This is a genomic window from Amycolatopsis sp. NPDC003865 (genome assembly GCF_053605345.1).
The window spans coordinates 75,505-96,940 of sequence record NZ_JBSGJA010000007.1 but is presented as its reverse complement, the minus strand read 5'-3'; the positions used below and the strand labels follow the sequence as shown (position 1 = coordinate 96,940).

The 21,436-nt window shown below is 72.1% G+C and carries 25 protein-coding genes; 15 read left to right on the top strand and 10 right to left on the bottom strand.

Going from position 1 to position 21,436, the window contains the following annotated elements:
• Positions 1 to 41 precede the first annotated feature (41 nt).
• Together ACWEVP_RS18515 and ACWEVP_RS18510 are read right to left on the bottom strand one after the other, a co-directional pair.
• A complete protein-coding gene (locus ACWEVP_RS18515; protein WP_452063749.1) occupies positions 42 to 227 on the bottom strand; it encodes a hypothetical protein in 186 nt (61 codons plus the stop codon).
• Positions 228 to 531: 304 nt separating this feature from the next.
• On the bottom strand, positions 532 to 1,677 hold the full coding sequence (locus ACWEVP_RS18510; RefSeq protein WP_452063748.1) for a serine hydrolase domain-containing protein: 1,146 nt from the start codon (positions 1,675 to 1,677) through the stop codon (positions 532 to 534).
• A 101-nt stretch (positions 1,678 to 1,778) separates the two neighbouring features.
• On the opposite strand from ACWEVP_RS18510, the gene ACWEVP_RS18505 reads away from it, so the two are divergent.
• From ACWEVP_RS18505 to ACWEVP_RS18485, 5 genes are all read left to right on the top strand, one after another.
• Positions 1,779 to 2,183 (top strand): hypothetical protein, encoded by a 405-nt coding sequence (locus ACWEVP_RS18505; RefSeq protein WP_452063747.1) that lies wholly within the window; start codon positions 1,779 to 1,781, stop codon positions 2,181 to 2,183.
• 30 nt (positions 2,184 to 2,213) lie between these two features.
• A complete protein-coding gene (locus tag ACWEVP_RS18500) occupies positions 2,214 to 2,576 on the top strand; it encodes a VOC family protein (protein WP_452063746.1) in 363 nt (120 codons plus the stop codon).
• An 81-nt stretch (positions 2,577 to 2,657) separates the two neighbouring features.
• Complete coding sequence (locus ACWEVP_RS18495) at positions 2,658 to 4,328, top strand: hypothetical protein (RefSeq protein ID WP_452063745.1); 1,671 nt, start codon at positions 2,658 to 2,660, stop codon at positions 4,326 to 4,328.
• A gap of 15 nt (positions 4,329 to 4,343) precedes the next feature.
• On the top strand, positions 4,344 to 4,733 hold the full coding sequence (locus tag ACWEVP_RS18490) for an NUDIX domain-containing protein (RefSeq protein WP_452063744.1): 390 nt from the start codon (positions 4,344 to 4,346) through the stop codon (positions 4,731 to 4,733).
• A 32-nt stretch (positions 4,734 to 4,765) separates the two neighbouring features.
• On the top strand, positions 4,766 to 5,590 hold the full coding sequence (locus tag ACWEVP_RS18485; protein ID WP_452064004.1) for a DUF72 domain-containing protein: 825 nt from the start codon (positions 4,766 to 4,768) through the stop codon (positions 5,588 to 5,590).
• A gap of 7 nt (positions 5,591 to 5,597) precedes the next feature.
• On the opposite strand, the gene ACWEVP_RS18480 is transcribed toward ACWEVP_RS18485, so the two are convergent.
• Positions 5,598 to 6,479, bottom strand: a complete 882-nt coding sequence (locus tag ACWEVP_RS18480; protein ID WP_452063743.1) for an aminoglycoside phosphotransferase family protein — start codon at positions 6,477 to 6,479, stop codon at positions 5,598 to 5,600.
• A 4-nt stretch (positions 6,480 to 6,483) separates the two neighbouring features.
• A complete protein-coding gene (locus ACWEVP_RS18475; protein ID WP_452063742.1) occupies positions 6,484 to 7,638 on the bottom strand; it encodes an epoxide hydrolase in 1,155 nt (384 codons plus the stop codon).
• Between the two features lie 82 nt (positions 7,639 to 7,720).
• On the opposite strand from ACWEVP_RS18475, the gene ACWEVP_RS18470 reads away from it, so the two are divergent.
• The 4 genes from ACWEVP_RS18470 to ACWEVP_RS18455 all read left to right on the top strand — a co-directional run bounded on the left by ACWEVP_RS18470 (position 7,721) and on the right by ACWEVP_RS18455 (position 10,560).
• Positions 7,721 to 8,323, top strand: coding sequence for a CGNR zinc finger domain-containing protein (locus tag ACWEVP_RS18470; protein WP_452063741.1), 603 nt, complete (start codon positions 7,721 to 7,723; stop codon positions 8,321 to 8,323).
• 63 nt (positions 8,324 to 8,386) lie between these two features.
• Positions 8,387 to 8,989 (top strand): dihydrofolate reductase family protein, encoded by a 603-nt coding sequence (locus ACWEVP_RS18465; protein WP_452063740.1) that lies wholly within the window; start codon positions 8,387 to 8,389, stop codon positions 8,987 to 8,989.
• A gap of 15 nt (positions 8,990 to 9,004) precedes the next feature.
• Entirely contained in the window at positions 9,005 to 9,328 is a 324-nt protein-coding gene (locus ACWEVP_RS18460) for a YciI family protein (protein ID WP_452063739.1), read from the top strand.
• On the top strand, positions 9,325 to 10,560 hold the full coding sequence (locus tag ACWEVP_RS18455) for an RNA polymerase sigma factor (RefSeq protein WP_452063738.1): 1,236 nt from the start codon (positions 9,325 to 9,327) through the stop codon (positions 10,558 to 10,560). Before ACWEVP_RS18460 ends, ACWEVP_RS18455 begins: the two co-directional genes overlap by 4 nt.
• Here ACWEVP_RS18455 and ACWEVP_RS18450 read toward each other — a convergent pair.
• From ACWEVP_RS18450 to ACWEVP_RS18440, 3 genes are all read right to left on the bottom strand, one after another.
• Complete coding sequence (locus tag ACWEVP_RS18450) at positions 10,547 to 11,284, bottom strand: dihydrofolate reductase family protein (protein WP_452064003.1); 738 nt, start codon at positions 11,282 to 11,284, stop codon at positions 10,547 to 10,549. The genes ACWEVP_RS18455 and ACWEVP_RS18450 overlap by 14 nt on opposite strands.
• Positions 11,281 to 11,874 carry a dihydropteroate synthase gene (locus ACWEVP_RS18445; RefSeq protein ID WP_452063737.1) on the bottom strand — a complete coding sequence of 198 codons (594 nt, stop codon included), beginning with the start codon at positions 11,872 to 11,874 and terminating at the stop codon, positions 11,281 to 11,283. The genes ACWEVP_RS18450 and ACWEVP_RS18445 overlap by 4 nt, the downstream gene beginning before the upstream one ends.
• Before the next feature lie 117 nt (positions 11,875 to 11,991).
• On the bottom strand, positions 11,992 to 12,291 hold the full coding sequence (locus ACWEVP_RS18440; RefSeq protein WP_452063736.1) for a YciI family protein: 300 nt from the start codon (positions 12,289 to 12,291) through the stop codon (positions 11,992 to 11,994).
• A gap of 212 nt (positions 12,292 to 12,503) precedes the next feature.
• Here ACWEVP_RS18440 and ACWEVP_RS18435 point away from each other — a divergent pair, with 212 nt between their 5' ends.
• The 5 genes from ACWEVP_RS18435 to ACWEVP_RS18415 are packed head-to-tail and all read left to right on the top strand — an operon-like array spanning position 12,504 to position 17,163.
• The gene (locus tag ACWEVP_RS18435; protein WP_452063735.1) at positions 12,504 to 13,412 is read left to right on the top strand and encodes a hypothetical protein; all 909 of its coding nucleotides are present in this window, start codon (positions 12,504 to 12,506) and stop codon (positions 13,410 to 13,412) included.
• Between the two features lie 33 nt (positions 13,413 to 13,445).
• Complete coding sequence (locus ACWEVP_RS18430) at positions 13,446 to 14,624, top strand: pyridoxal phosphate-dependent aminotransferase (RefSeq protein WP_452063734.1); 1,179 nt, start codon at positions 13,446 to 13,448, stop codon at positions 14,622 to 14,624.
• 11 nt (positions 14,625 to 14,635) lie between these two features.
• Positions 14,636 to 15,565, top strand: a complete 930-nt coding sequence (locus tag ACWEVP_RS18425) for a phosphotransferase enzyme family protein (RefSeq protein ID WP_452063733.1) — start codon at positions 14,636 to 14,638, stop codon at positions 15,563 to 15,565.
• A 28-nt stretch (positions 15,566 to 15,593) separates the two neighbouring features.
• Positions 15,594 to 16,283: a TetR/AcrR family transcriptional regulator gene (locus tag ACWEVP_RS18420; RefSeq protein ID WP_452063732.1), complete on the top strand. Its 690-nt coding sequence runs from the start codon at positions 15,594 to 15,596 to the stop codon at positions 16,281 to 16,283.
• 28 nt (positions 16,284 to 16,311) lie between these two features.
• Positions 16,312 to 17,163 (top strand): TIGR03620 family F420-dependent LLM class oxidoreductase, encoded by an 852-nt coding sequence (locus ACWEVP_RS18415; protein ID WP_452063731.1) that lies wholly within the window; start codon positions 16,312 to 16,314, stop codon positions 17,161 to 17,163.
• A 49-nt stretch (positions 17,164 to 17,212) separates the two neighbouring features.
• Here ACWEVP_RS18415 and ACWEVP_RS18410 read toward each other — a convergent pair whose 3' ends face one another.
• Complete coding sequence (locus tag ACWEVP_RS18410) at positions 17,213 to 18,052, bottom strand: hypothetical protein (protein ID WP_452064002.1); 840 nt, start codon at positions 18,050 to 18,052, stop codon at positions 17,213 to 17,215.
• Positions 18,053 to 18,113: 61 nt separating this feature from the next.
• Here ACWEVP_RS18410 and ACWEVP_RS18405 point away from each other — a divergent pair, with 61 nt between their 5' ends.
• Positions 18,114 to 19,637, top strand: coding sequence for an AMP-binding protein (locus tag ACWEVP_RS18405; RefSeq protein WP_452063730.1), 1,524 nt, complete (start codon positions 18,114 to 18,116; stop codon positions 19,635 to 19,637).
• Positions 19,638 to 19,786: 149 nt separating this feature from the next.
• On the opposite strand, the gene ACWEVP_RS18400 is transcribed toward ACWEVP_RS18405, so the two are convergent.
• Together ACWEVP_RS18400 and ACWEVP_RS18395 are read right to left on the bottom strand one after the other, a co-directional pair.
• On the bottom strand, positions 19,787 to 20,884 hold the full coding sequence (locus tag ACWEVP_RS18400; protein ID WP_452063729.1) for an epoxide hydrolase family protein: 1,098 nt from the start codon (positions 20,882 to 20,884) through the stop codon (positions 19,787 to 19,789).
• On the bottom strand, positions 20,881 to 21,426 hold the full coding sequence (locus ACWEVP_RS18395) for a dihydrofolate reductase family protein (protein ID WP_452063728.1): 546 nt from the start codon (positions 21,424 to 21,426) through the stop codon (positions 20,881 to 20,883). Before ACWEVP_RS18395 ends, ACWEVP_RS18400 begins: the two co-directional genes overlap by 4 nt.
• Positions 21,427 to 21,436: the final 10 nt, after the last annotated feature.

Sequence of the window (21,436 nt, the reverse complement as noted above, 5' to 3'; positions counted from 1 at the left end):
AGGCGAAGATCGGCAGGCGGGCGATCACGAATCGGTGAAGGTCAGGGCTTGACCACCTGGTAGCACGGGTTGCCGCAGTCCGGCGTCATGATCGGGCCGTCCTTGAGCGGCGGGTGGTCGACGTGCACCCAGCCGAACTCGTCGGGCTCCGGGTGCGGGACCACCGGGCCGGCCTTCTCGACCGGCTCCGGGGTTTCTTCGGGCTTGGTGTCCGTGGGCGTCGACATGGTCGATCTCCTCTCCCCTGGGGATCTGCATGGGGCCGCTCGCCGTGACGGTGAGTCCCCCCTCGCGGGGCCCTCTCCCCGCGAACGGCCCAATAGTTCCACAACGGAGCAATGATCGGGAGGGTTTTCGCTACTGAAAGTCAGAGCGACCCCCGTGATCAGGTCAAACGTCCCGACCGCACCGTCCTAACGAGTGAACTCTGTAACGACGTCCACGATGGACGTGCATCGGACCAGGTGGCCGAACGGCCGCGCGGGCCGTCCGGCACCAGGTGATCGCCCGGGCACGGAGAGCGATCCCCCGTCAGTCCTTTGTGGACCGCCGCTCCGTCACCGCTCCGTGGATCGCGCCCACCAGCCGCACGTTCTCCGGGGCGGCTCCGCCCGGGAACGCGAACCGGCGGCGGTTGTACCCGTAGGCCAGCCCGCTGCGGGGGTCGGCGAACGCCTGGGACCCCGCCGCGCCGCTGTGGCCGAACGCCCCCTGGCCCAGCACCGGGTAGTCGTCCGACACGACCGCGAACCCGAGGCCGAACGCGTTGTGGTTACGGGTCGCCAGGTCGTCCCCCACCGAGTGGATCTGGGCGAACTCCGCCGCCGTCTCGGGGTTGAGCAGCTCGGTCGCCGCCACGTACATGCCCGCCAGGCCACGCGCCGAGGCCACGCCGCCCACCGAAGCCGGGCTCAGCTGCCGGACCACCTTGATGTTCGGGAGGTCCCAGAGCTCCGGCGCCTTCGGGTGGTTGCGGTTGAACGCGATGCCCGTGATGCTGTCCGCGCCCGTCGCGCCGGCCTCCAGCTCGGCCAGCTGCTCCGGCGTCGGCAGCATCGGCTGCGTCGTCAGGAACCGGGGCTCCAGCTCCTCCGGCAGCCCGAGGTAGAAGTCCAGCCCGAACGGCTTGCGGACGCGCTCTTCGTAGTGCTCCTGGATGCTGCGGCCGGTCACGCGGCGGACGACCTCGCCGGTCAGGGCGCCGATCACCAGCGCGTGGTAGCCGAACTGCGTGCCCGGCCGCCAGTACGGGCGCTGCGGGGCGAGCCGCTCGGCGATCACGCGGTCGTCGGCGAGCTCCTCCGCCGTGAAGCCCCCGTCCGCGCCCACGACGCCGGCCCGGTGCGCGAGCAGCTCCCGCAGCGTGATCGCGGCCTTGCCCGCCGCGCCGAACTCCGGCCAGTAGTGGCTGACCCGCTGGTCGAGGTCGAGCACGCCGTCCTGGACGAGCAGCGCGACGACCAGGTGCGCCGCGCCCTTCGTCGAGGAGAAGACGCCGGTCAGCGAGTCGGCCGTCATTTCGGGGCCCGTCCACAGGTCGACGACGCGCTCGCCGTCGACGTGCGCGACGAGCTGGGCGGCGTAGTCACCGCCCTCGCCGGCCGCGACGGCGGCGAACTCCTCGCGGACGGACTCGAACCCGTCGGCGACGGTTCCCTGGATGTGCTCGGACGACATGGTGGCTCCCTCAGTGATCTTCAGCCTGTGCCAGGAGTCAACCCGCGCGCCCGCGCGGTATTCCGCGCAACACCGGGACGCCGGGCCGGGATGTTCCCGGCATGGGGGAACCGACCGAAACCACGCGGCCCGGCCGCGGCCTCACGATCGCGTCGCTCGCCATCGGCGCGTCCGGGCTCACGCTGGCCGTCGCGACCTGGGCGGCCTGGCTGGTCGTCCGCCCGCCGGTCGTGACCGCGTGGACGTTCTCCTGGGTCTCGCAGGCCTTCGTGCTCGTCCTCGGCGCGCTGTGGTTCGCGCTGCTGCCGATCAGCGTGCTGGCCTTGGTCTTCGGCGTCTGCGCCGGTGCGCGCACGCGGCCCGGGCCGGGCCGGATCGGCGCCACGCTCGCCGTCCTCACCGCGCTGCTCGCGTTGTCGGGGGCCGCGGTGTTCGCGACGACGTCGTGGCGCGGCGTCGGGCCGCCCGTCGCCTACTTCGACACGCGGCCGGGGCCCCTCCGGTAGAAGACCCGGCCCGGCGGGTACCACCGGACCATGAAGCTGACCTCCACCGTGCTCGGCGCGCCGGAACCGCGTGCCCTCGCCGGGTTCTACTCGAAGCTGCTCGGCTGGCCGATCAGGACCGACGAGCCGGAGTGGGTGACGCTGCGCCCGGACGACGGCGGCGCGGGGCTGTCCTTCCAGCTCGAGCGCGACCACATCGCGCCGGTGTGGCCGCCGGCCGGCGGCGCCCAGCAGATGCAGCTGCACCTCGACATCGAGGTCGACGACCTCGCCGCGGCGACGGCGGAAGCGACCGCCGCGGGCGCCGTCGTCGCGGACTTCCAGCCCCAGGAAGACGTCCGCGTCTGCTTCGACCCGGCCGGGCATCCCTTCTGCCTCTGGACGCGTACCTGACGTGACGCCCCGCGTTCGTCCGGTCACAGGATCCGCTATGTTCGCCTGAGGTCCTGTTTCCGGCGAACGGAGTTGAGTCCTGTGGGGGTGCACCGGATCTGGCACCACGGACTGGTCCCCACCGAGGGGAAACGCCCACTGGACGCGTTGCGCAGCAGGCTGATCACCCGCCAGCGGCAGCACGAGGACTACACGGTCGCCGACCTCGGCTCGTCCGACGACGGCGGATCGCGCCGGTGCGACCTCAAGTTCGGCTGGACCGACGATCGAGGCCGCTACTCCGTTCAGGTATTGCTTTCCCTGTGCTACCACGCCGGCGAAGACCGCGTCGCGTGGCTGCTGGCCGCCGCGTGCACGCGGCCGTGGCGCAGCTGCCACGAAGCGCCGGCGCAGCGGATCGGGCTCGAAGAGCTCGGCGCGAGCGGGAGCGACGAAATCCCGATCGAGGCACCGGTTCTCGCGATGCGCGGGTGGTCTCGCAAGGAGTGCGACCGCGTCGCGGAACTGCTGGGCGAGGCACTGGTGGCGGACTGGCGGACGTCGGCGGTGCTGGTGCTCACCGAGCCGCCGACGGTCCCGGTCGACGGCTGGCCCGGCCTGGTCAACGTGTTCGACGTCGACGACCGCTTCCGCCGGGCGCTCAACGAGCACGTGCCGCTCGGCTACGAGGTGCCGCAGGGCGCGCGGCTGTACGCGCCGCCGTGCGACCAGCTCCCGGACTTCGTCGAGACCGCGAGCCCGGTGTCCGGCGAGGCGTTGCAGGGCGCGATCACGCGGCTTTTGCAGACGCGCGGCCGGACGGCGCTGCCCGAGGAATGGGCCGAGGTGCCGAGCGTGCGGGCCTGGTACGCCGCCGATCCGTTCGACACGCCGGACCGGGAACCGGACGCCGAGCTGACCGAAAAGCTGAGCCGCGCCGAGCGCGAGCTGGCCGAGGCGCGGGGCGTGATCACGATCCTGCGCAAGAAGGCGAAGGCCGACGCCGAGGAGCGCGATCGGCACGCGGGCGAGGCGAAGGCGCTCCGCCGCCGTCTCGAAGAACTGTCCGCGGCCGACGTCGCGGGCCTGCGGACGCAGCTCGCGCAGCTGCAGGGGACGGTGGACGACTACGCCCGCGCGTTCGAGGAGACGGAGGCCGAGCGCGACGAGCTCAGACGCGTGAACGGGTTGCTGGCGGGCACGCTGGCCCGCTACCACGACGCCGACGACGAGGTCGCCGCCGCCGAGCGGCCGCCCGAGGAGTTCCCGAGCTTCGCCGAGCTGATCGGCGCCGCGGCGGCGACGCTCAAGCACCTCGCGATCACGGCCGAGCCGGCACCCGCCGCGATCCTCGACCACCACCCGAAAGCCACGGCGTGGCGCCGGAAGGCGTGGGACGCGCTGCGCACCCTCGACGCGTACGCGTGCGCGCGGACGACGTTGCTCGACGCCGGCCAGGACCCCGGGCCCGAGCTGTCGGACGTGCTCGCGTTCGCCCGCACCGGCCAGCCGGGTTCGCTGATCAGCGCCAACATCATCGCCCTGGCGGAGTCGGACACGGTGACCACGAACGAGCGGCTCCGCCAGGCGCGCACCTTCCGCGTCGACCCGCGGACGAACCCGGCGGGCCGCGACTACTTCGGCGCCCACATCGCCCTGGAGCGCTTCAAGGCGCCGGCGCCGCGGCTGCACTTCCTCGACGACACCGACCGCACGGGCACGGTGTACGTCGGGTACCTCGGCGCCCACCTGCCGACGTCGAAGACCAACTGAGCGAGAATCGGGCGCATGACGGAGACCAAGTACCTGGCCTACTGCTGGATAGCCCGCGGCGACCGGGTGCTGTTCCTCCGGCGCGCACCGGGCGTGTTCCTCTCGGGGAGGTGGGAGCTGCCCGGCGGCACGGTCGAGCCGGACGAGGACTTCGAGGCGGCGGCGATCCGGGAAGTGGTGGAGGAGACGGGGTTGAAGGTCCAGGTGACGGGCGAGCTGTCCCGCACCGCGTGGCCGGACGTGGCGGGGCGCGCGATGGAGATCCACGGTTTCGTCTACACGGTGGAGGAGGACGGCGCGGGAGACGTGGTGCTCAACCCGGAGGAACACGACGACTTCGCTTGGGTGACCCGGGAAGAGGCGCGAAAACTCGAGATGGCGCAACACTTCCGCAGGCTGCTGTGATGGGCGCTTCCGTTCTTCACGTCGGCTGTGCGATGTGGACGCACAAGGCGTGGCCCGGAAAGTTCCTGCCGCAGTCGCTGCCGGCCAAGGAGCGCCTGCGGGCCTACGCCGGCTGGTGCAACGCCGTCGAAGGCAACACCACCTTCTACGCGACTCCCGCCCGGGCCACCGTCGAAAGCTGGGCGCAGCAGACCGGCCCCGATTTCCGGTTCGTGGTCAAGGTGCCCAAAGCCGTCACGCACGAACGCCGGTTCGCCGGGGTCGAGGCCGAGATGCGCGCGTTCCTGGCCGCGCTCGACCCGCTCGGCGACCGGGCGGTCCTGTGGACCCAGCTGCCCGGCTCGTTCGGCCCGTCGGACGTCGATGCCCTCGGCCGCTTCCTGCGGCGGCTCCCGGCCGGCCGCAGGCGCGCGGTGGAGGTGCGCCACCCCGGGTTCTTCACCGACGCCGGCTCGACGTCGCGGCTGGAGCGGACGCTCGCCGCCGCGGACGCCGAATGGGTGCCGTTCGACACCACGGTCTTCTTCCGGAGCCCGCCGACCAGTGCGGCCGAGCAAGACGCGTGGGCCAGGAAACCCCGGCTGCCGCGGCGAACCCGGGCGCTGACCGACCAGCCGATCGTCCGCTACCTGGGCCGGGACTCGGTCGAGGAGACGGTCGAGGGGTGGCAGCCGTGGACCGAGGTGGTGGCCGGCTGGCTGCGCGAGGGCCGCACGCCGACGGTGTTCGTGCACACCCCGGACAACGACGACGCACCGGCGCTGGCCCGCCGCTTCCACGCCGGTGTACGAGCGCTGGTGCCCGGCCTCGACGCGCTGCCCGAGCCGGAGCCGGTCGAGCCCGCGACCCTGTTCTGAGCGGCGGTCACCGGGACAGGGCGAGCAGTTCGTCGATCGCCGGCTCCGGACCGCCGTGGGTGAGGTGGGCGATCGCGAACATGGGGGCGATCACGCGGCTCCACGCGTGGAGCCGGTCCCCGTCGAGGCCGCACGCGGCCGCCACCCGCCGGCACCGCGCCTCGACACCCTCCTGCCCGGCACCCGCCACGACGTAGTCGACGGCGTCGAAGCACGGATCGCCGACGCACGCCTTGGGATCGATCGCGACCAGGCCCCGTGCCGGGCCGCCGTCGAGGACGTTGCCGAGGTGCAGATCGCCGTGCAGCAACACGACCGTGGTCTGGGTGTCCAGCAGCGTCTCGCACCGCCGCATCGCCCGCTGCCACGCGCCGGTGCCGATCCGCGCGGCGATGGCCGGTTCGGCCAGCCGCCGGCCGATCCGGGCGAAGGCTTCGCCGAACCGGCCGCGCAGGTCCCACGGCCAGCCCGCGGGCGCGGCGACGGCGTGCAGCGCGGCGAGCAGCTCACCCCACTGCCGCGGCAACGACGCCGGCGGCAGGTCTGCGGCCTCGGTGCCGGGCCGGACTTCTTCCAGCACCATGGCCCCGGCCTCCGCGTCCGCGGCCAGCACGGCGGGCACCCGGCCCGACGCCGCGAAGACGTGCAGCATCTCCCGCTGCCTGGTCAGCAGCGCCCGATCCGGGCTGAGCTTGAGCACCGCGGGCGACCCGTCCGGCCACCGGCACCGCAGGACGACGGAGGACGCCCCGCCGTCGAAGGGTTCGCCGAGCACGAGGCCCCACCGTGAAGCCAGCCGCGCCGCGAGGGCCGGGACTTCGCCGATCCACACCCCGGCCGCGGGACCGAACCGGCTGACCAGCCGTGCGCCGGCAGCTCCGATGTCCACCCCGTCAGCCCGCACGCGGCACGCTCACCGCCAGCACGGCCGAGAGACCCGCACGCAGATCTTCGACGAAATACCCCGGCACCTCCAGCGACGGGAAGTGTCCCCCGGTTTCCGGCGATCCCCAGTGGACGATCCGGCGGAATCGCTCCTGGGTCCAGGGGCGCGGGCACTTCTCGATGTCCCGTGGATAGACACTGATCGCCGCCGGGACGTCGACCCGGAGCCCGGGGTCGAGCGAATCGTGGCTCTCGTAGTAGATCCGGGCGGCCGACGCGCCCGTGCGCGTCAGCCAGTACAAGGTGACGTCGTCGAGGAGCCGGTCCCGGGAGATCGTCTCGAATGGACTGTCCGCAGTGTCCGTCCACTCGGCGAACTTGTCGAGGATCCAGGCGAGCAGCCCGACCGGCGAGTCGACGAGCGAGTAGCCGATGGTCTGCGGCCGGGTCGCCTGCTGCTTCGCGTACGCCGCTCGGTCGATCCAGAAATCGCGGGTTTCTTCGGTCCACCGGCGCTCGGCCGCCGTCAGTCCGTCGGTGCTCAACCCCGGCGGTGCCTGCGCGGTCGTCGTGTGGATGCCGAGCACCCGCTCCGGGTACCGGCCGCCGAGGATCGTGGTGATCACGCCTCCCCAGTCGCCGCCGTGGGCCACGAACTCGTCGTAGCCGAGCCGTCCCATCAGTTCGGCCCAAGCGGCCGCGATCTTCTCCGTCCCCCACCCCGTGGTGGCCGGCTTGTCGCTGAAACCGAAGCCCGGCAACGAAGGGGCGACCACGTGGAACGCCGGCGCGTCCGCGTCCGCCGGATCCGCCAGCTCGTCGAGCACGTCGACGAACTCGGCGACGCTGCCCGGCCAGCCGTGCGTCAAGAGGAGGGGCGTGGCGTCCGCGCGCGCCGAACGGCGGTGCAGGAAGTGGATTCCCAGACCGTCGATGGTCGTGCGGAACTGCCCGATCCGGTCGAGGCGCGCTTCGAACGCCCGCCAGTCGTACCCGGTGCGCCAGTACTCCACGAGCTCGACGAGGTCCGCGAGGGGAACGCCCTGTTCCCACCGCCGCCGGACCGTCTCCGCCTCCGGCAGCCGCGCCGCGGCCAGCCGGGCGCGCAGGTCGTCGAGGTCGGCGTCGGTCGCGTGGGCGGCGAATGCGTGCACGTCGGACATGGGACCTCCTGGCTGTCGCGGAACCGTCTTAGACGGTTCTAACATGCCTCGGCGGCCCAGAGCAACCTGCTAAGGTGGTTCCATGCGTTCGGAGTTTCCCGGCTTCCGGCTGGGTAGCGTGCTGGCGACGAGCTTCACCGGGACGCTGTCGGAGCGCCGGGGCAACCCCGTGGAACGCATTCCCACCCCGCACCGGCTGGCCGACTGGCTGGCGGTGAACGGCCTGGCCGTGGCGTCCTGCACCCCCGCCCAGCTCGAACTCGCCCGGGAGCTGCGGGAAGCGATCCACGTCGCCGCGACCGCGGCCGCGACCCAGCACCCGCTCCCCGCGGCGGCGGTCCGGGTCATCAACGACCGCAGCACCGGAGGCCACGCCGCGGCCGTCCTGACCCCCGGCGGCGAGCGGCGCTGGCAGCTCAGCTCGGCGTCCTGTGTGGAAGACGCCCTTGGCGTGATCGCCGCGGACGCGATCAGCATCATCGCGGGCGAACGGGACGGGAAGCTGGCCTTGTGCGCGTCGCCGACCTGCCGGGCCGCGTTCTTCGACACCAGCCAGAGCCGCACCCGCCGGTGGTGCGACATGAACACGTGCGGGAACCGGCAGAAGAAGGCGCGTTTCAACGCCAACCGCGGTCGGCCGGGACCGCCGGAAAAATCTTCGAAGAGCCTGTCGGATCCGGAGTAGGGCGTTCGTAGCAGGGGTGAGGCCGCCCGAAACCGGGGGCCGCGCCGAAGACAAGGAGCCCCGATGAAGCTGACCACCATGACCCAGCTGACCCTCGACGGAGTCGTGCAGGGCAACGGCGGCGCGTCCGACGAGGACCGCCGGAACGGGTTCGACCGCGGCGGCTGGGCCCTGGGGAAGGGCGACGACGAGACCCGGGCCTTCATCGACCAGACCTACCAGGACGCCGACGCGTTCCTCTTCGGCCGCCGCACCTACGAGCTGTTCGCCGCCGCCTGGGGCCCCCGGAAAACCCACCCCATCGGCGCCGCCCTGAACGCCGCCCCCAAGTACGTCGCCTCGACCACCCTCACCTCGCCGGCCTGGGAGAACTCCACCGCGCTCGGCGGCGACCTCGTCGCGGCGATCAAGGAGCTGAAGGCGAAGCCCGGCGGTGAGCTGCAGGTGCACGGCAGTGGCACCCTGGTCCGGTGGCTGCTGGCGAACGACCTGGTCGACGAGATGACGCTGATCGTGGTCCCGGTGGTCGTCGGTCAGGGCACGCGGCTGTTCCCCGAAACCGGCCCGGACCTCGCGCTCGACCTGGTTGACTCGCGAGTCGACACCAACGGCGTGACGATCCAGGTCCACCGGCCGGCCGGACGCCCGCAGTACGCGACGGCCTGAAACAGGAGAACGAGCATGCGCTACCTGGTTTCCGTCATCGACGACAAGGAAGACCCCGGCAGCACCGACCGCGAGCCCCTGATCAGCGAGTTCAACGACCGGCTGATCGCCGGCGGCTACTGGGTCTTCGCGGGCGGGCTCGCCGACACCGACGCGGCCACCGTCGTCGACAACCGGGGCGACCAGGCGGTCGTCACCGACGGGCCCTTCCTGGAGTCCAAGGAGTACCTCGCCGGCGTCTGGGTGTGGGAGGCCCCCGATCTGGACATCGCGCTCGAGCTCGCCGCCGAGGCGTCGAAGGTCTGCGATCGCCGGATCGAGGTCCGGCCATTCCGGTGAACGACGTCGCGGAAGCGGTCACGCGGGCCCACCACGCCGAGTGGGCCCGCGTGGTCGCCGCTCTGACCAGGCGCTTCGGTGACCTCGACGTCGCCGAGGAGGCGGCCGCCGAGGCGTTCGCGATCGCCGTCGAACGGTGGCCCGCCGACGGCGTGCCCCCGAACCCGGGTGCCTGGCTGACCACCACCGCCCAGCGCAAGGCCATCGACCGGATCCGGCGCGAGAGCAAGCGCGACGACAAGCAGAAGGAGGCGGGGCTGGTGCGCGACGACGACCCGCCCGAACCCCTCGGCGCCATCGACGACGACCGGCTCCGGCTGGTGTTCACCTGCTGCCACCCCGCACTGTCGCCGGAAGCCCGCGTGGCGTTGACGCTGCGCATGGTCGGCGGCCTGACCGTGCCCGAGATCGCGCGTGCCTTCCTGGTCGCCGAGGCCACCATGGGCCAGCGGATCACCCGCGCGAAGGCCAAGATCAAGGCGGCCCGCATCCCCTACCGGGTGCCGTCGGCCGGGGACCTGCCGGCCCGCGTCTCCGGGGTGCTGACCGTCCTGTTCCTCGTGTTCAACGAGGGCTACCTGGCCACCGGCCCGGACACCGATCCGGTGCGGCACGACCTGACCACCGAGGCGATCCGGCTCGCCCGCCTGATCCACGCCCTCCTCCCGGACGACGGCGAGGTGACCGGCCTGCTGGCGCTGATGCTGCTCACCGAGGCCCGCCGCCCCGCCCGGATTTCGGCGGGCGGCGAACTGGTCGCGCTCGACGAGCAGGACCGCGGGGCCTGGGACACGGAGCGGATCGCCGAGGGCCACCGGCTGGTGCGCGAGCGCCTCGCCAGTGGCGTGGCGCCGGGCCGCTACCAGATCCTGGCCGCGATCAACGCCGTGCACACCTCCGCTCCCGACATGCGCGACACGGACTGGGCGCAGGTCCTCGCCCTCTACGACCAGCTGGTCCGCGTCGACGCTTCGCCGATCGTCGCGCTCAACCGCGCCATCGCGGTCGCCGAGCTCGACGGCCCGCAGGTGGCGCTGGCGGTGGTCGAAGAGCTCGAGCCCCGGCTGGCCGGCTACCACCCGTTCCACGCCACCCGCGCCGACCTGCTGCGCCGGCTGGGCCGCGGCGCCGAAGCCCGCGCGGCGTACGACAAGGCCATCGAACTGGCGGGCAACACCGCCGAGACAACGTCTCTGACCCGCCGCCGCGACCGGCTGCCTACCGCGGGCTGAGGTACCGCAGCAGCACGCTGGCGCCGTCCGTGAGCACCGAAGCCAGCTCGAGCGACGCGGGATCGATCGCGGCGCCGGCCGCCGCCCGGCTCGCCGCTCCCGCCACCAGGAACGGCGCGACCGTCAGGCGGAACTCGTCGACGACGCCCGCCTCGATCAGCGAGCCGAACAGCCGGGGCCCGCCCTCGCAGTCGATGCGGCGCAGTCCTTCGGCCGCCAGCGTCTCGACCACCTGCGCGGCCGAAACGCCCGTCGAGCCCGCCGTGAACACCCGCGCCCCGTTCGCCGCCCACTCCTCCCGCAGCGACGAAGGCGCTGCCTCGGACGTGAACACCAGCGTCGGGACCGCCGCCTTCGTGATCACCGGGGCGTCCGGGGGCAGCGACCGCCCGGTCGTCACCACCGCGACCGGGGCGATCGGGGCCAGGCCGAACCGGCGGCGCCGCTCGGCCGTGCGCTCGTCGGGGCGCAGGCCCTCGAAGCCCTCCGCCATCGCCGTGCCCGCGCCCACCAGGACGACGTCGGCGAGGTCGTTGCCCAGCCGGTAGACGATCCGGTCGGCCGGGGTCGACAGGCTCGCCGACCGGCCTTCGACCGAAACCGCCCCGTCCGCGCTGGACACGAAGTTGACCGCGACCCAGCGCGGGCCGTCCGGGTAGCGGTACAGCTGCTCCAGGTCGTGGTCGTCGAGGCCGCGCTCGACCGGCCAGATCTGCCGGATCACTCCCATCGGACCGCCTTCGACGGCGGGCGCGTGCCCGCGATGCTCGCTGCCATTTCGGCGACGTGCCTCGTGGCGCGCACGTGCCGGGTCCGGATGATCGCCGCGCCCGCCGACGCCGCGAGCGCCGCCAGCGCCAAGCCGGCCGGGGTACCGTCGCCTGCCGCTTCCACCAGCACCGGGACGTCTTCGGGCAGCGACGGCGCCGACCGCAGCACGCCGACGTCCAGGACGAACCCGGGCAGGCCGGCCGCCGAAGGGCCGGCGTAGCCGGCGCCGAACCTCGCCGCGACGTCGGTGAGGTCGGCACGCGCGATGATCAGGTCCGCGCCGGCCTCGCAGCCGCCGGCGGCGACCGAGGCGTCCGCGGTGTCGACGGCCAGGAAGAGATCGGGGAACTTGTCCCGCGCCCACGAGATCAGGGGCTCGACGCCGGTTCCGGCGAAACCCACGAGGTCGGCGCCGTCCTCGACGGCGCTCACGACCGCCTCCCGCGCCGCGTCGGGCTCCGGGAGCACCTGGATCGCGGCCAGCACCAGTGCGCGGTCACGGCTCAACCGGCGGCCCCGGAAGACGAGGTCGGGGGTTTTCATCGCGCTCTCCCTGCTGGACGTCCGTCCTCGCGATCATAAGCGAGCCGGCAGGTGCGCGGTTTTCGCAGGCAGGTGGCAGGGCCTCGGCGCCGGGCCACCCGACCCTGGCGGAACTCCTCAGGAGGCGATGGCCTCGTTGATCGCCAGCAGCTCCTGCGCGGTGCGCGTGGCGGTGAATTCGATGACTTCGTAGCGGGCGAGCCGCTGGACGACGAACGGGTCGCTGGCGAGCACCGCGTCGAGCTTGCCGCGCAGCACCGACCGCGTGAGGATCACCTGGTCGGCCGCGCCGTTCCCCTTTCCGGAAACGAGGAAGACCCCCTTCGCGAATTGTTTGCGCAACCAGTCAGAATGGTCCGGCAGCGCGTAGTCGACTTCTGTTTCGGGCGCCGTATAGGTCAGCAGGGCTATGTACATGACCCGATGGTAGAACGCTTTCGGCTCCCGCGCATCCGCCTGGCGAGTGTCGCGGCACACCCGTTTTCCCCGTATTCGGTCAAGAATGACTCAATTCCTTTACCAATGCTTTCCCCCCTTTCTTCTCCCGTGCCGTACGCCCGTCGTCGTACGCCGCGGTGCCGCCACCGGGCCGACGCGGTGACCCCCGCCGCGGCGCGACACTTCGTCCCATGAACGCACTGACCCGGATCTGGCACGACGGCAGGCGAGCCGAGCGGATCGCCTACGCCGTCGGTGCGGCGCTGTTCGCCGGCGGCGTCGTCCACGCGATCGTGCTCATCGGCTCCGGCGGCTCGTGGCTGGGCCCGCTGTCGATGCGCAAGGCCGTCACGTTCGGCCTGTCGTTCGGGCTGACGCTCGCCTCGGTCGCCTGGGCGACGTCCTTCCTCACCGTCCGCCCGCGGTTGCGGGCGATCCTGCTCGGCGCGTTCACCGCCGCGAGCGTCGTGGAGGTCGTGCTGGTGAGCCTGCAGGCCTGGCGCGGGGTGCCGTCGCACTTCGACTTCGAGACGCCGTTCGACACAGCCGTGTCGATGACGCTCGCCTTGGGCGGCGGCGTGCTCGTCCTGACCGTCATCGGCTTCACCGCCGCCGCGCTGGTCGAACCCGGCCCCGAAGCGGCGAGCCTGCGCCTGGCCGTCCGCGCCGGCCTGGTCGTGCTGCTGGTCGCGCTGGCCACCGGCGCGGTGATGATCGGCCGCGGCGTCGTCGCGGCGCGCGGCGGTGACCCGCAGGCCGCGTACACGACCGCCGGCTCGCTCAAGCCGCTGCACGCCGTCGCGATGCACGTCATCCTCGTCCTGCCCGCACTGGCCTGGATCCTGCGCTTCACCCGCTGGCCCGAGGCGCACCGGCTGCTGGTCGTGAAGCTGGCGGTCGCCGCCGACGCCGTGCTCACGGCGGTCATCGGTGTCGAGTCCTTCACCGGGATCGACCCGCTGGCCGCGCCGCTGCCACTGCTGGGGCTGTCCGCGCTGGCCGCGGTCGCGCTGGCCGGCACCGGGGTCTACGCGCTGTCCGGCATTGAACCGCCCGTCCGATTCACCCGTGTCCCCATCGGGAAGGCAAGGGGCCGGTAAAGCGGCGGACGGAGACCACGCGTGCGGCACGGTATGACCACCAGAGGCCTTTTCCAGCAGAGTGCGGCCCACAGCCCGTCGTTCTTCTCCGTGGCGCGCGCGATGGGACAGCACGCGGACGACCTCGCGGACTTCTGCATCCCCTGCAACCCGTACTTCCCGACCGACGAGATGTTCGGCGAGCTCGAGCGCAACCTCCGCACGATCCTCAAGTTCTACCCGAGCGACGCGGGCGCGATCACCGCACAGCTGGCGGGCGTGCTGCGGCTCAACCCCTCGACGATCTCGCTGGCCAACGGCTCGACCGAGCTGATCACGTGGATCGACCGGCTGCTGGTCGACGCCAGCGTCGCCGTGCCGATCCCGACGTTCGGCCGCTGGACCGACCAGCCGCTGGAGACCGGCAAGCGCGTCGACATGTTCCTGCTCAAGGAATCGGACAACTTCGAGCTGCGCGTCGACGAGTACGTCGACTTCATCAAGCGCCGCGGCTCCCGGGTCGCGGTGCTGTGCAACCCGAACAACCCCGACGGCGGGTACCTGCCGCGCCGCGAGGTGATCCGGTTCATGGACGCCCTCGAGGACCTCGACCTCGTGGTGATCGACGAGTCGTTCATCGACTTCGTCGAGGTCGAACGGGATCCGTCGGTGGCCGCCGAAGCCGTCGTGCGGCCGAACGTCATCGTGCTGAAGAGCCTCGGCAAGAACTTCGGGCTGCACGGGATCCGGTTCGGCTACCAGGTGTCGAACCCGGCGCTGACGCGCAAGCTGTCGGCCGCGCTGCCGAAGTGGAACCTGAACTCGCTCGCCGAGACCGTCATCTTCATGCTCGCGGAGCACCGCGCGGAGTACGAGGACAGCCTCAAGAAGCTCGCCCTCGACCGGTTCATGATGAACTCGCAGCTGAACCAGTTCCCGGAGCTGACGGTGTTCCCGTCGCAGGCGAACTTCCTGCTCGTCAAGCTGCCCGGCTCGGTCGACGGCGCCGAGCTGTGCGACTACCTGCTCGCCGAGCACCACCTGCTGGTGCGCCAGTGCGGCAACAAGATCGGCATGACCAGCCAGTTCATGCGCTTCGGGGTGCGGCCGGACACCGAGGTCGAGCGGCTGGTCGAGGGCCTGCGCGGGGTCGAGCGGCTGGGCGGCGGCCGTCACACGCCGCCGATCGAGCTCGTCGCGCACGCCCGCGAGCCGGAACGGTCGATCAGCTGAGCACGTGGGCCATGGCCGGCTCGACGGCGAACGACCGGCCGTTCGCCGAGCTGGACCGCTCGGGCCGCACCCGGCGCCTGCGCCGGCTCGCCGAAGCCGCGCTGACCGACTACGACGTGCCGGTCGCCCGGCTGACCCCGCTGGGCCGCGGGCGCAACACGACGTTCCGCGTCGACGGTGCCGACGGCCACCGGTACGTGCTGCGGGTGGAGCGCGCGGACGGCCCCGGCGCCGCGCAGGTGCGGGCGGAGCTGGCGTGGCTTTCCATGCTGCGCAGGGAAACCGGCCTCGTGGTGCCGCGACCGGTGCCGACGCGGGCGCGGGACCTGGTCACCGTCGTCGCCGACCCCGCCGTGCCCGAGCCGCGGACCTGCGCGCTCTGCCACTGGGTCGACGGCCGGTTCGTCGACGAACGGCTCAGCGCGCCGCAGCTGTACGCGGTGGGCGAGTTCACCGCGCGGCTGCACCTGCACGGCGCCCGGATGAACGGCCTCGACCGCGGGCGCGTCGACGACCTCACCGACTTCGGCCGGTCGCAGGTGGACGGTTTCTCCGACGCCGTCGTCGACCGGGCGGTGACGCGGGCCGGCGGCGACGAACGGGTCCGCGGCGCCGTCGAGCGCGTCCGCGCGGTGCGGGCCGGGCTGGGGTGCGGCGCCGACGTCTTCGGCCTGGTGCACGGCGACCTGCGCCAGGTGAACTACCTGTTCCACCGCGGGCGCGTCCGGGCCATCGACTTCGACGACTGCGGATACGGGCACTACGCCTACGACCTCGCCGTGGCGCTCGACGAGCTGAAGCACCTGCCGCAGCGGGACGAGCTGCGGGAGGCGCTGCTGGACGGCTACCGCTCGGTGCGCCCGGACGCGGCGACGACCGACCCGGCGGTGCTGAACGCCTTCGTCGGCCTGCGCCGGGTCCAGCTCCGGCTGCGGACCTGACGCTACAGACCGGCGTTACAATTGCTACATGGCCGGACGATCGAGCAACGCCACCAGCACCCGCGACCGCCTGCTGCTGGCGGCCGGGCAGCTCCTGCACGAGGCGCACGGCGGGCCGGTGTCGACGCGGGCGATCTGCGAGCGCGCCGGCGTCCAGGCACCCACGCTGTACCACCACTTCGGCAGCAAGCAGGGCCTGCTCGACGCGGTCGTCAACTACGGCTTCACGCAGTACGTGCAGGCGCCGGCGCCGGGCGGCGACCCGGTCGACCGGATCCGCGCGGGCTGGGACCGGCACGTCGAGTACGGCCTGGAGAACCCGCAGTTCTACGTGCTGCTCTACGGCCAGATCGAACCCGGCGTGCCGTGCAACCTCACCTCCAGCGCCGAAGCGATGCTGCTGGAGCTGTTCACGCCGCTGGCGCGCGACGGCCGGCTGCGCGTCGACGCCGCGGAGGCCGCTCGGCAGTTCGCGGCGGCCAACAGCGGGGTCACGCTCAGCCTGATCGCGCAGCCCGAAGACGGCCGCGACCTGGCGATGTCCGCGCAGGTCCGCGAGTCGGTGCTGGCCGGGCTGCTCGCCGAGCGGCCGGCCGAGGGCTCGTCCGTCGGCGCACTGGCGGTCGCTTTGTCGACCCGGCTCGCCGACGAGGTCGACGCCCTGACCCCGACCGAGCGGCAGATGCTGCGCGAGTGGCTGGGGCGCCTCTCGAACTGACGGCGCTACATTTGCTACATTGAGTCGTATGACAAGTGTAGTGAACCTCGGCACCTTCGGCGTGTTCCTGTCCCCGCACCGCGACGACGCGACGCGCAAACAGCACGCCATCGCGGCGGACGAGCTCGGCTACGGCACGGTCTGGCTCGGTACCGGCCGCGCGTCGATCAGCGACCTCGCCTTCGCCGAAGACATCTTGGCCTCGACCGAGCGGATCACCGTGGCGACGGCGATCGTGAACGTCTGGGCCGACGCGCCGGAGCCGCTGGCCGAGTCGTACCACCGGCTCGCCGGCCGGTACGGAAAGCGCTTGCTGCTGGGGATCGGTGTCGGCCACCCCGAGTCCGTCACCGGCTACCACAGCCCGTACGACACGCTCGCCGGCTACCTCGACCGGCTCGACGCGGCCGGCGTGCCCGCCGAAGCCCGGGTGCTGGCCGCGCTCGGCGACCGGGTGCTGAAGCTCGCCAGGGACCGCAGCGCGGGCGCGCACCCGTACCTGGTGCCGGTCGCGCACACGCGGCACGCGCGGTCGGTCCTCGGCGCGGGGAAGATCCTGGCGCCGGAACAGAAAGTCGTCCTGGGTGACCCCGCGGAAGCCCGCGGAATCGGCCGCGCGTTCGTCCGCGACCCCTACCTCGGGCTGCGCAACTACGTGAACAACCTGCTGCGCCACGGGTACACCGGCGCCGACGTCGCGGGCGGCGGCAGCGACCGGCTGATCGACGACCTCGCGCTGCACGGGACACCGGAAGACGTCGCGAAGGGACTCCGGTCCCATGTGGACGCCGGCGCCGACCACGTGGCCGTCCAGGTGATCGGTCGCTCGGCCGAGGTGGAGGCGGAGAACCACCGGCGGCTGGCCGAAGTGCTGCTCTGACCGGCCCGACGCGGAACACGCCGATCCACGGCGGCCGGGCAGCCACTGATCAGCGGGCGGCCTCGGCGGCTTTCTGCGCGGCGGTGGCGGCTTTGTCGGCCCGGTCGAAGGCTTCTTCGGCCTCTTCGAACTCCGCCGTCGCGCGCTCGGCGCGTTCCTCGGCCTCCGCCAGGCGGGCACGCAGGTCTTCGACGCGGGCCGTCGCCTGCTCGGCCGCGCGTTCGGTGCGGACCAGGTCGCGCTCGGCCACCGCGCGTTCCTTCGCCAGCTCGGCGGCTTCCTTGCGCAGGCGGTCGCGTTCGGCACGAGCACGTTCGCGTTCGGCCCGGTCCGCTTCCTCGCGCCGGTGGGTTCTTTTCTGCTTGGCCGGTTCGGCTTTTTCCACCAGCCGCGCCGGGCGCTTGGCGGTGGACGGCGGAGCGGCGGTCGCGGCGAGGGTGAACCACTGGTCGGCGTCCTGGTGCGCGACCGACGTCAGGCGGCCGGCCAGCGCGAGCGCCGCCGTGTCCCGGTCGGCCGCCACGGCTTCCAGGGTCCCCTCGACCTCGCGGGACACGGTGTCGCTCATCGACGGCAAGCCGTGGACGATCCGCCGCACGACCTCGCCGCGGCGGCGGGTCAACGCCCGCAGCTCGTCGCCCGCCAGGCGGGTGTGCGCGTCGCGCAGCTCGTCGCCCAGCTCGGCCAGTTCGCGCAGCTCGGCGGCGTCTTCGCGGGCCAGGCGGTTGACGATCGCCGCGGCCGTGGTCGGCTTCCGCAGCTCGCGGATCTTCGCCGCGAGTTCGGCGTCCCCCTCGGCCTTGGCCGCTTTCGCCGCCGCGTTGCGCGCGTCGACGAACTCCGCGAGGTCACCCCCGTAGAGCTCGTCCGCCACCGTGTCGAAGTCCATCGCGCTCCAGCGAACCACATCGGACTGGTGCGAGCACGTGCGAAGGGTCATCATCGGGGACATGTACTTCGATCTGGGTGTCCGGGACTTCCTCGACCGCGCGGAAACGGTGTACCCGGACCGCGTCGCGGTGGTCGACGAGCCGGACCAGCCCGCGCCGAGCTGGGGTTCGCTCACCTACGCCGAGGTGGCGCGCCGCGCCCGCGCCCAGGCGGCCAACCTCGACGCGCTGGGCGTGCCGGCCGGCGGGCGCGTCGCGATGGTGTCGCACAACGCCGCGCGGCTGCTCGTGTCGTTCTTCGGCGTGTCCGGCTGGGGCCGGATCCTGGTGCCGGTGAACTTCCGGCTCGCGCCCGCCGAAGTCAAGTACATCGTGGAGCATTCCGGCGCCGAGGTGCTGATCGTCGACCCCGAGCTGGAACACCTGCTGGACACCGTGACGGCGAAGCACGTCTTCGTCCTCGGCCGCGACGACGAGGCGATCTGGGGCGGTGGCGGGACACCGCGGCCGTGGGCGGGCGACGAGTCGGCGACCGCCACCATCAACTACACCTCCGGCACGACGGCGCGGCCGAAGGGCGTCCAGCTCACCCAGCGCAACATCTGGCTGAACGCCGCCGTGTTCGGCCTGCACACGACGTTGAGCGACAACGACGTCCTGCTGCACACGCTGCCGATGTTCCACTGCAACGGCTGGGGCATGCCGTACGCGGTGACCGGGCTCGGCGGGCGGCACATCGTGCTGCGCAAGGTCGATGGCACCGAAATCCTGCGGCGCATCGAAGAGCACGGCGTGACGATCCTCTGCGCCGCCCCGGCGGTGGTCACGGCGGCCCTCGACGGCGCCGCGACGTGGGAAGGCGAGATCCCGGGCCGCGACCGCGTCCGGATCGTCGTGGCCGGCGCACCGCCGCCGACACGCACGATCGAGCGGGTGCGCGCGGAGCTGGGCTGGGAGTTCATCCAGATCTACGGCCTGACCGAAACCGCACCGCTGCTGACGGTCAACCGGATGCGCAGCGAGTGGGCCGGCCTGGACCCGCACGAGCAGGCCCGCCTGCTCGGCCGCGCGGGCACCCCGGCGCTGGGCGTCCGGATCGCCGTCGACACGGACGGCGAGGTGCTGGCCCGGTCGAACCACAACCTCGACGGCTACTGGGAAAACCCCGAAGAGACCGCGCGCGTGCAGGAAGGCAACTGGTTCCACACGGGCGACGGCGGTTCCTTCGAAGACGGGTACCTGACGATCGCCGACCGCAAGAAGGACGTGATCATCTCGGGCGGCGAGAACGTGTCGTCGATCGAGGTGGAGGACGCGCTGAACTCCCACCCGGCGGTCCGCGAGGCCGCGGTGATCGGCATCCCGGACGAGAAGTGGGGCGAGCTGGTGACGGCCCTGGTGGTGACTTCGTCCGAAGTGACGGCCGAGGAGCTGATCAAGCACTGCCGCGAGTACCTGGCCGGGTACAAGTGCCCGAAGCGGGTGGAGTTCCTGGCCGAGCTGCCGCGGACGGCGACCGGGAAGATCCAGAAGTTCAAGCTGCGGGAACCGTTCTGGCAGGGCCAGTCCCGGCAGGTCAACTGACCTGCTCGGCGACGCCCGCGGCGGTGGTCCCCCGTGGCGCGCACCCGGCGCCCACGGGCGCCGTGCTGTCGGTGAGCACCGAAGAACCCGCCGGCGTCTTCCTGGAGTGGAATCCCCCCGACGGCAACGACGTCAGGAACCTCGGCTGATCAGAGCAGCCGGAAGAACGTCCGCACCTCTTCGGCGAACAGCTCCGGCTGTTCGTAGGCCGCGAAGTGGCCGCCCCGGTCCAGCTCGTGCCAGTGCCGGATGTCCGGGTACCGCTTGGCGGCCCACCGCCGCGACGGCCGCGGCATCTCCTTCGGGAAGATCGAACACCCCACTGGCACGTCGACTGTGTCGTCCGTGGCCTCGGAAAACCACTTCTGCACCTGGCGGATGCTCTCCCAGTACAACCGCGCCGACGAAGCGGCCGTGCCGGTGAGCCAGTACAGCGTCACGTCGTCCAGCAGCTCGTCGCGGGTGAACGGGAAGCCGTCCGACCACGCGTGGAACTTCTCGACCAGCCAGCCGCACAACCCCGCCGGGGAGTCCAGCAGGCCGTAGCCGATCGTCTGCGGGCGGGTCGACTGCAGCACCGAATACCCGTCCTCCCAGCGCTGGGCGTGCTCCAACGCCGAAAGCGCGTCCCGCTCGGCGGGAGTCAGGTCGTCGAACGTCGCCGGGTCCGGGGCCGCGATCGGCGGGTTCAGGTGGATGCCCGCCAGGTGCGCCGCGTCCTGCTGGGCCAGCGACGTCGTGATCGACGTACCCCAGTCGCCGCCCTGGGCGCCGTACCGGTCGTAGCCCAGCCGGGCCATCAGCGTGGCCCAGGCGGAAGCGATCCGTTCGATCCCCCAGCCCGGCGCCGACGGCTTGTCGCTGAAGCCGTACCCCGGCAGCGACGGGATCACCAGGTGGAACTCCGGCGTCAGCAGGGGAATCACCTTGAGGAACTCGAGGAACGACCCCGGCCAGCCGTGCGTCAGGATCAGCGGCAGCGCGGCCGGATCGGGCGAGCGCACGTGCAGGAAGTGGATGCCGAGGCCGTCGATTTCCGTGCGGTACTGCGGAAACCGGTTCACCCGCGCTTCCAGGGCACGCCAGTCGTAGCCGGAAGCCCAGTATTCGCAAAGAGAACGCAGGTACGCCAGGGGCGTGCCCTGGCTCCAGTCGTCCGGCCCGGCCTCGGGCCAGCGCGTCCGGCGCACCCGCGCGCGCAGGTCTTCGAGGTCGGCCTCGGGAACCTCGACGCGGAACGGCTTCACGCCGGGACGTAGGTCAGCTGGACGACGCCGTTGCCGAAGGTCGCCGACTTCTTGAGCACCAACGGGAACGTCGGCCCCTCCTCGGCGAACAGCCGCTTCCCCCGGCCCACGACGATCGGGTACAGCAGCAGGTTCAGCTCGTCGACCAGGCCTTCGGACAGCAGCCAGCGCACCGCCGTCGTGCTGCCGCTGGTCATGATGTCCCCGCCGGGCTCGGTCTTCAGCGCGCGGACGGCCGTGGCCGGGTCGCCGGTCAGCAGCGTCGAGTTGTTCCAGCTCACTTCCGACAACGTGGCCGAAAGCACGTATTTGCGCACGTTGTTCATGAACTCGGCGCCTTCGTCGTCCTCGACGGTCCGGCCGGGCCAGGCTTCGGCGAACCCTTCATAGGTGACGCGCCCGAGCAGCATCGCGTCGGCCGCGGCCATCCCGCCGCCGACCGCCTGGCCGATTTCGTCGGTCCAGTACCGGAGCGACCACTGGTCGGGCGCTTCGACCACGCCGTCGAGCGAGATGAACAGGTTCGAAACGATCTTGCGCATGGGCACCCTT

Excerpts from the sequence above, each read along its gene's own strand:
- ACWEVP_RS18515 (WP_452063749.1), bottom strand. The coding sequence starts at position 227 with ATGTCGACGCCCACGGACACCAAGCCCGAAGAAACCCCGGAGCCGGTC.
- ACWEVP_RS18510 (WP_452063748.1), bottom strand. The coding sequence starts at position 1,677 with ATGTCGTCCGAGCACATCCAGGGAACCGTCGCCGACGGGTTCGAGTCC.
- ACWEVP_RS18505 (WP_452063747.1), top strand. The coding sequence starts at position 1,779 with ATGGGGGAACCGACCGAAACCACGCGGCCCGGCCGCGGCCTCACGATC.
- ACWEVP_RS18500 (WP_452063746.1), top strand. The coding sequence starts at position 2,214 with ATGAAGCTGACCTCCACCGTGCTCGGCGCGCCGGAACCGCGTGCCCTC.
- ACWEVP_RS18490 (WP_452063744.1), top strand. The coding sequence starts at position 4,344 with ATGACGGAGACCAAGTACCTGGCCTACTGCTGGATAGCCCGCGGCGAC.
- ACWEVP_RS18485 (WP_452064004.1), top strand. The coding sequence starts at position 4,766 with ATGTGGACGCACAAGGCGTGGCCCGGAAAGTTCCTGCCGCAGTCGCTG.
- ACWEVP_RS18475 (WP_452063742.1), bottom strand. The coding sequence starts at position 7,638 with ATGTCCGACGTGCACGCATTCGCCGCCCACGCGACCGACGCCGACCTC.
- ACWEVP_RS18470 (WP_452063741.1), top strand. The coding sequence starts at position 7,721 with ATGCGTTCGGAGTTTCCCGGCTTCCGGCTGGGTAGCGTGCTGGCGACG.
- ACWEVP_RS18465 (WP_452063740.1), top strand. The coding sequence starts at position 8,387 with ATGAAGCTGACCACCATGACCCAGCTGACCCTCGACGGAGTCGTGCAG.
- ACWEVP_RS18460 (WP_452063739.1), top strand. The coding sequence starts at position 9,005 with ATGCGCTACCTGGTTTCCGTCATCGACGACAAGGAAGACCCCGGCAGC.
- ACWEVP_RS18445 (WP_452063737.1), bottom strand. The coding sequence starts at position 11,874 with ATGAAAACCCCCGACCTCGTCTTCCGGGGCCGCCGGTTGAGCCGTGAC.
- ACWEVP_RS18440 (WP_452063736.1), bottom strand. The coding sequence starts at position 12,291 with ATGTACATAGCCCTGCTGACCTATACGGCGCCCGAAACAGAAGTCGAC.
- ACWEVP_RS18435 (WP_452063735.1), top strand. The coding sequence starts at position 12,504 with ATGAACGCACTGACCCGGATCTGGCACGACGGCAGGCGAGCCGAGCGG.
- ACWEVP_RS18430 (WP_452063734.1), top strand. The coding sequence starts at position 13,446 with ATGACCACCAGAGGCCTTTTCCAGCAGAGTGCGGCCCACAGCCCGTCG.
- ACWEVP_RS18425 (WP_452063733.1), top strand. The coding sequence starts at position 14,636 with ATGGCCGGCTCGACGGCGAACGACCGGCCGTTCGCCGAGCTGGACCGC.
- ACWEVP_RS18420 (WP_452063732.1), top strand. The coding sequence starts at position 15,594 with ATGGCCGGACGATCGAGCAACGCCACCAGCACCCGCGACCGCCTGCTG.
- ACWEVP_RS18415 (WP_452063731.1), top strand. The coding sequence starts at position 16,312 with ATGACAAGTGTAGTGAACCTCGGCACCTTCGGCGTGTTCCTGTCCCCG.
- ACWEVP_RS18410 (WP_452064002.1), bottom strand. The coding sequence starts at position 18,052 with ATGGACTTCGACACGGTGGCGGACGAGCTCTACGGGGGTGACCTCGCG.
- ACWEVP_RS18405 (WP_452063730.1), top strand. The coding sequence starts at position 18,114 with ATGTACTTCGATCTGGGTGTCCGGGACTTCCTCGACCGCGCGGAAACG.
- ACWEVP_RS18395 (WP_452063728.1), bottom strand. The coding sequence starts at position 21,426 with ATGCGCAAGATCGTTTCGAACCTGTTCATCTCGCTCGACGGCGTGGTC.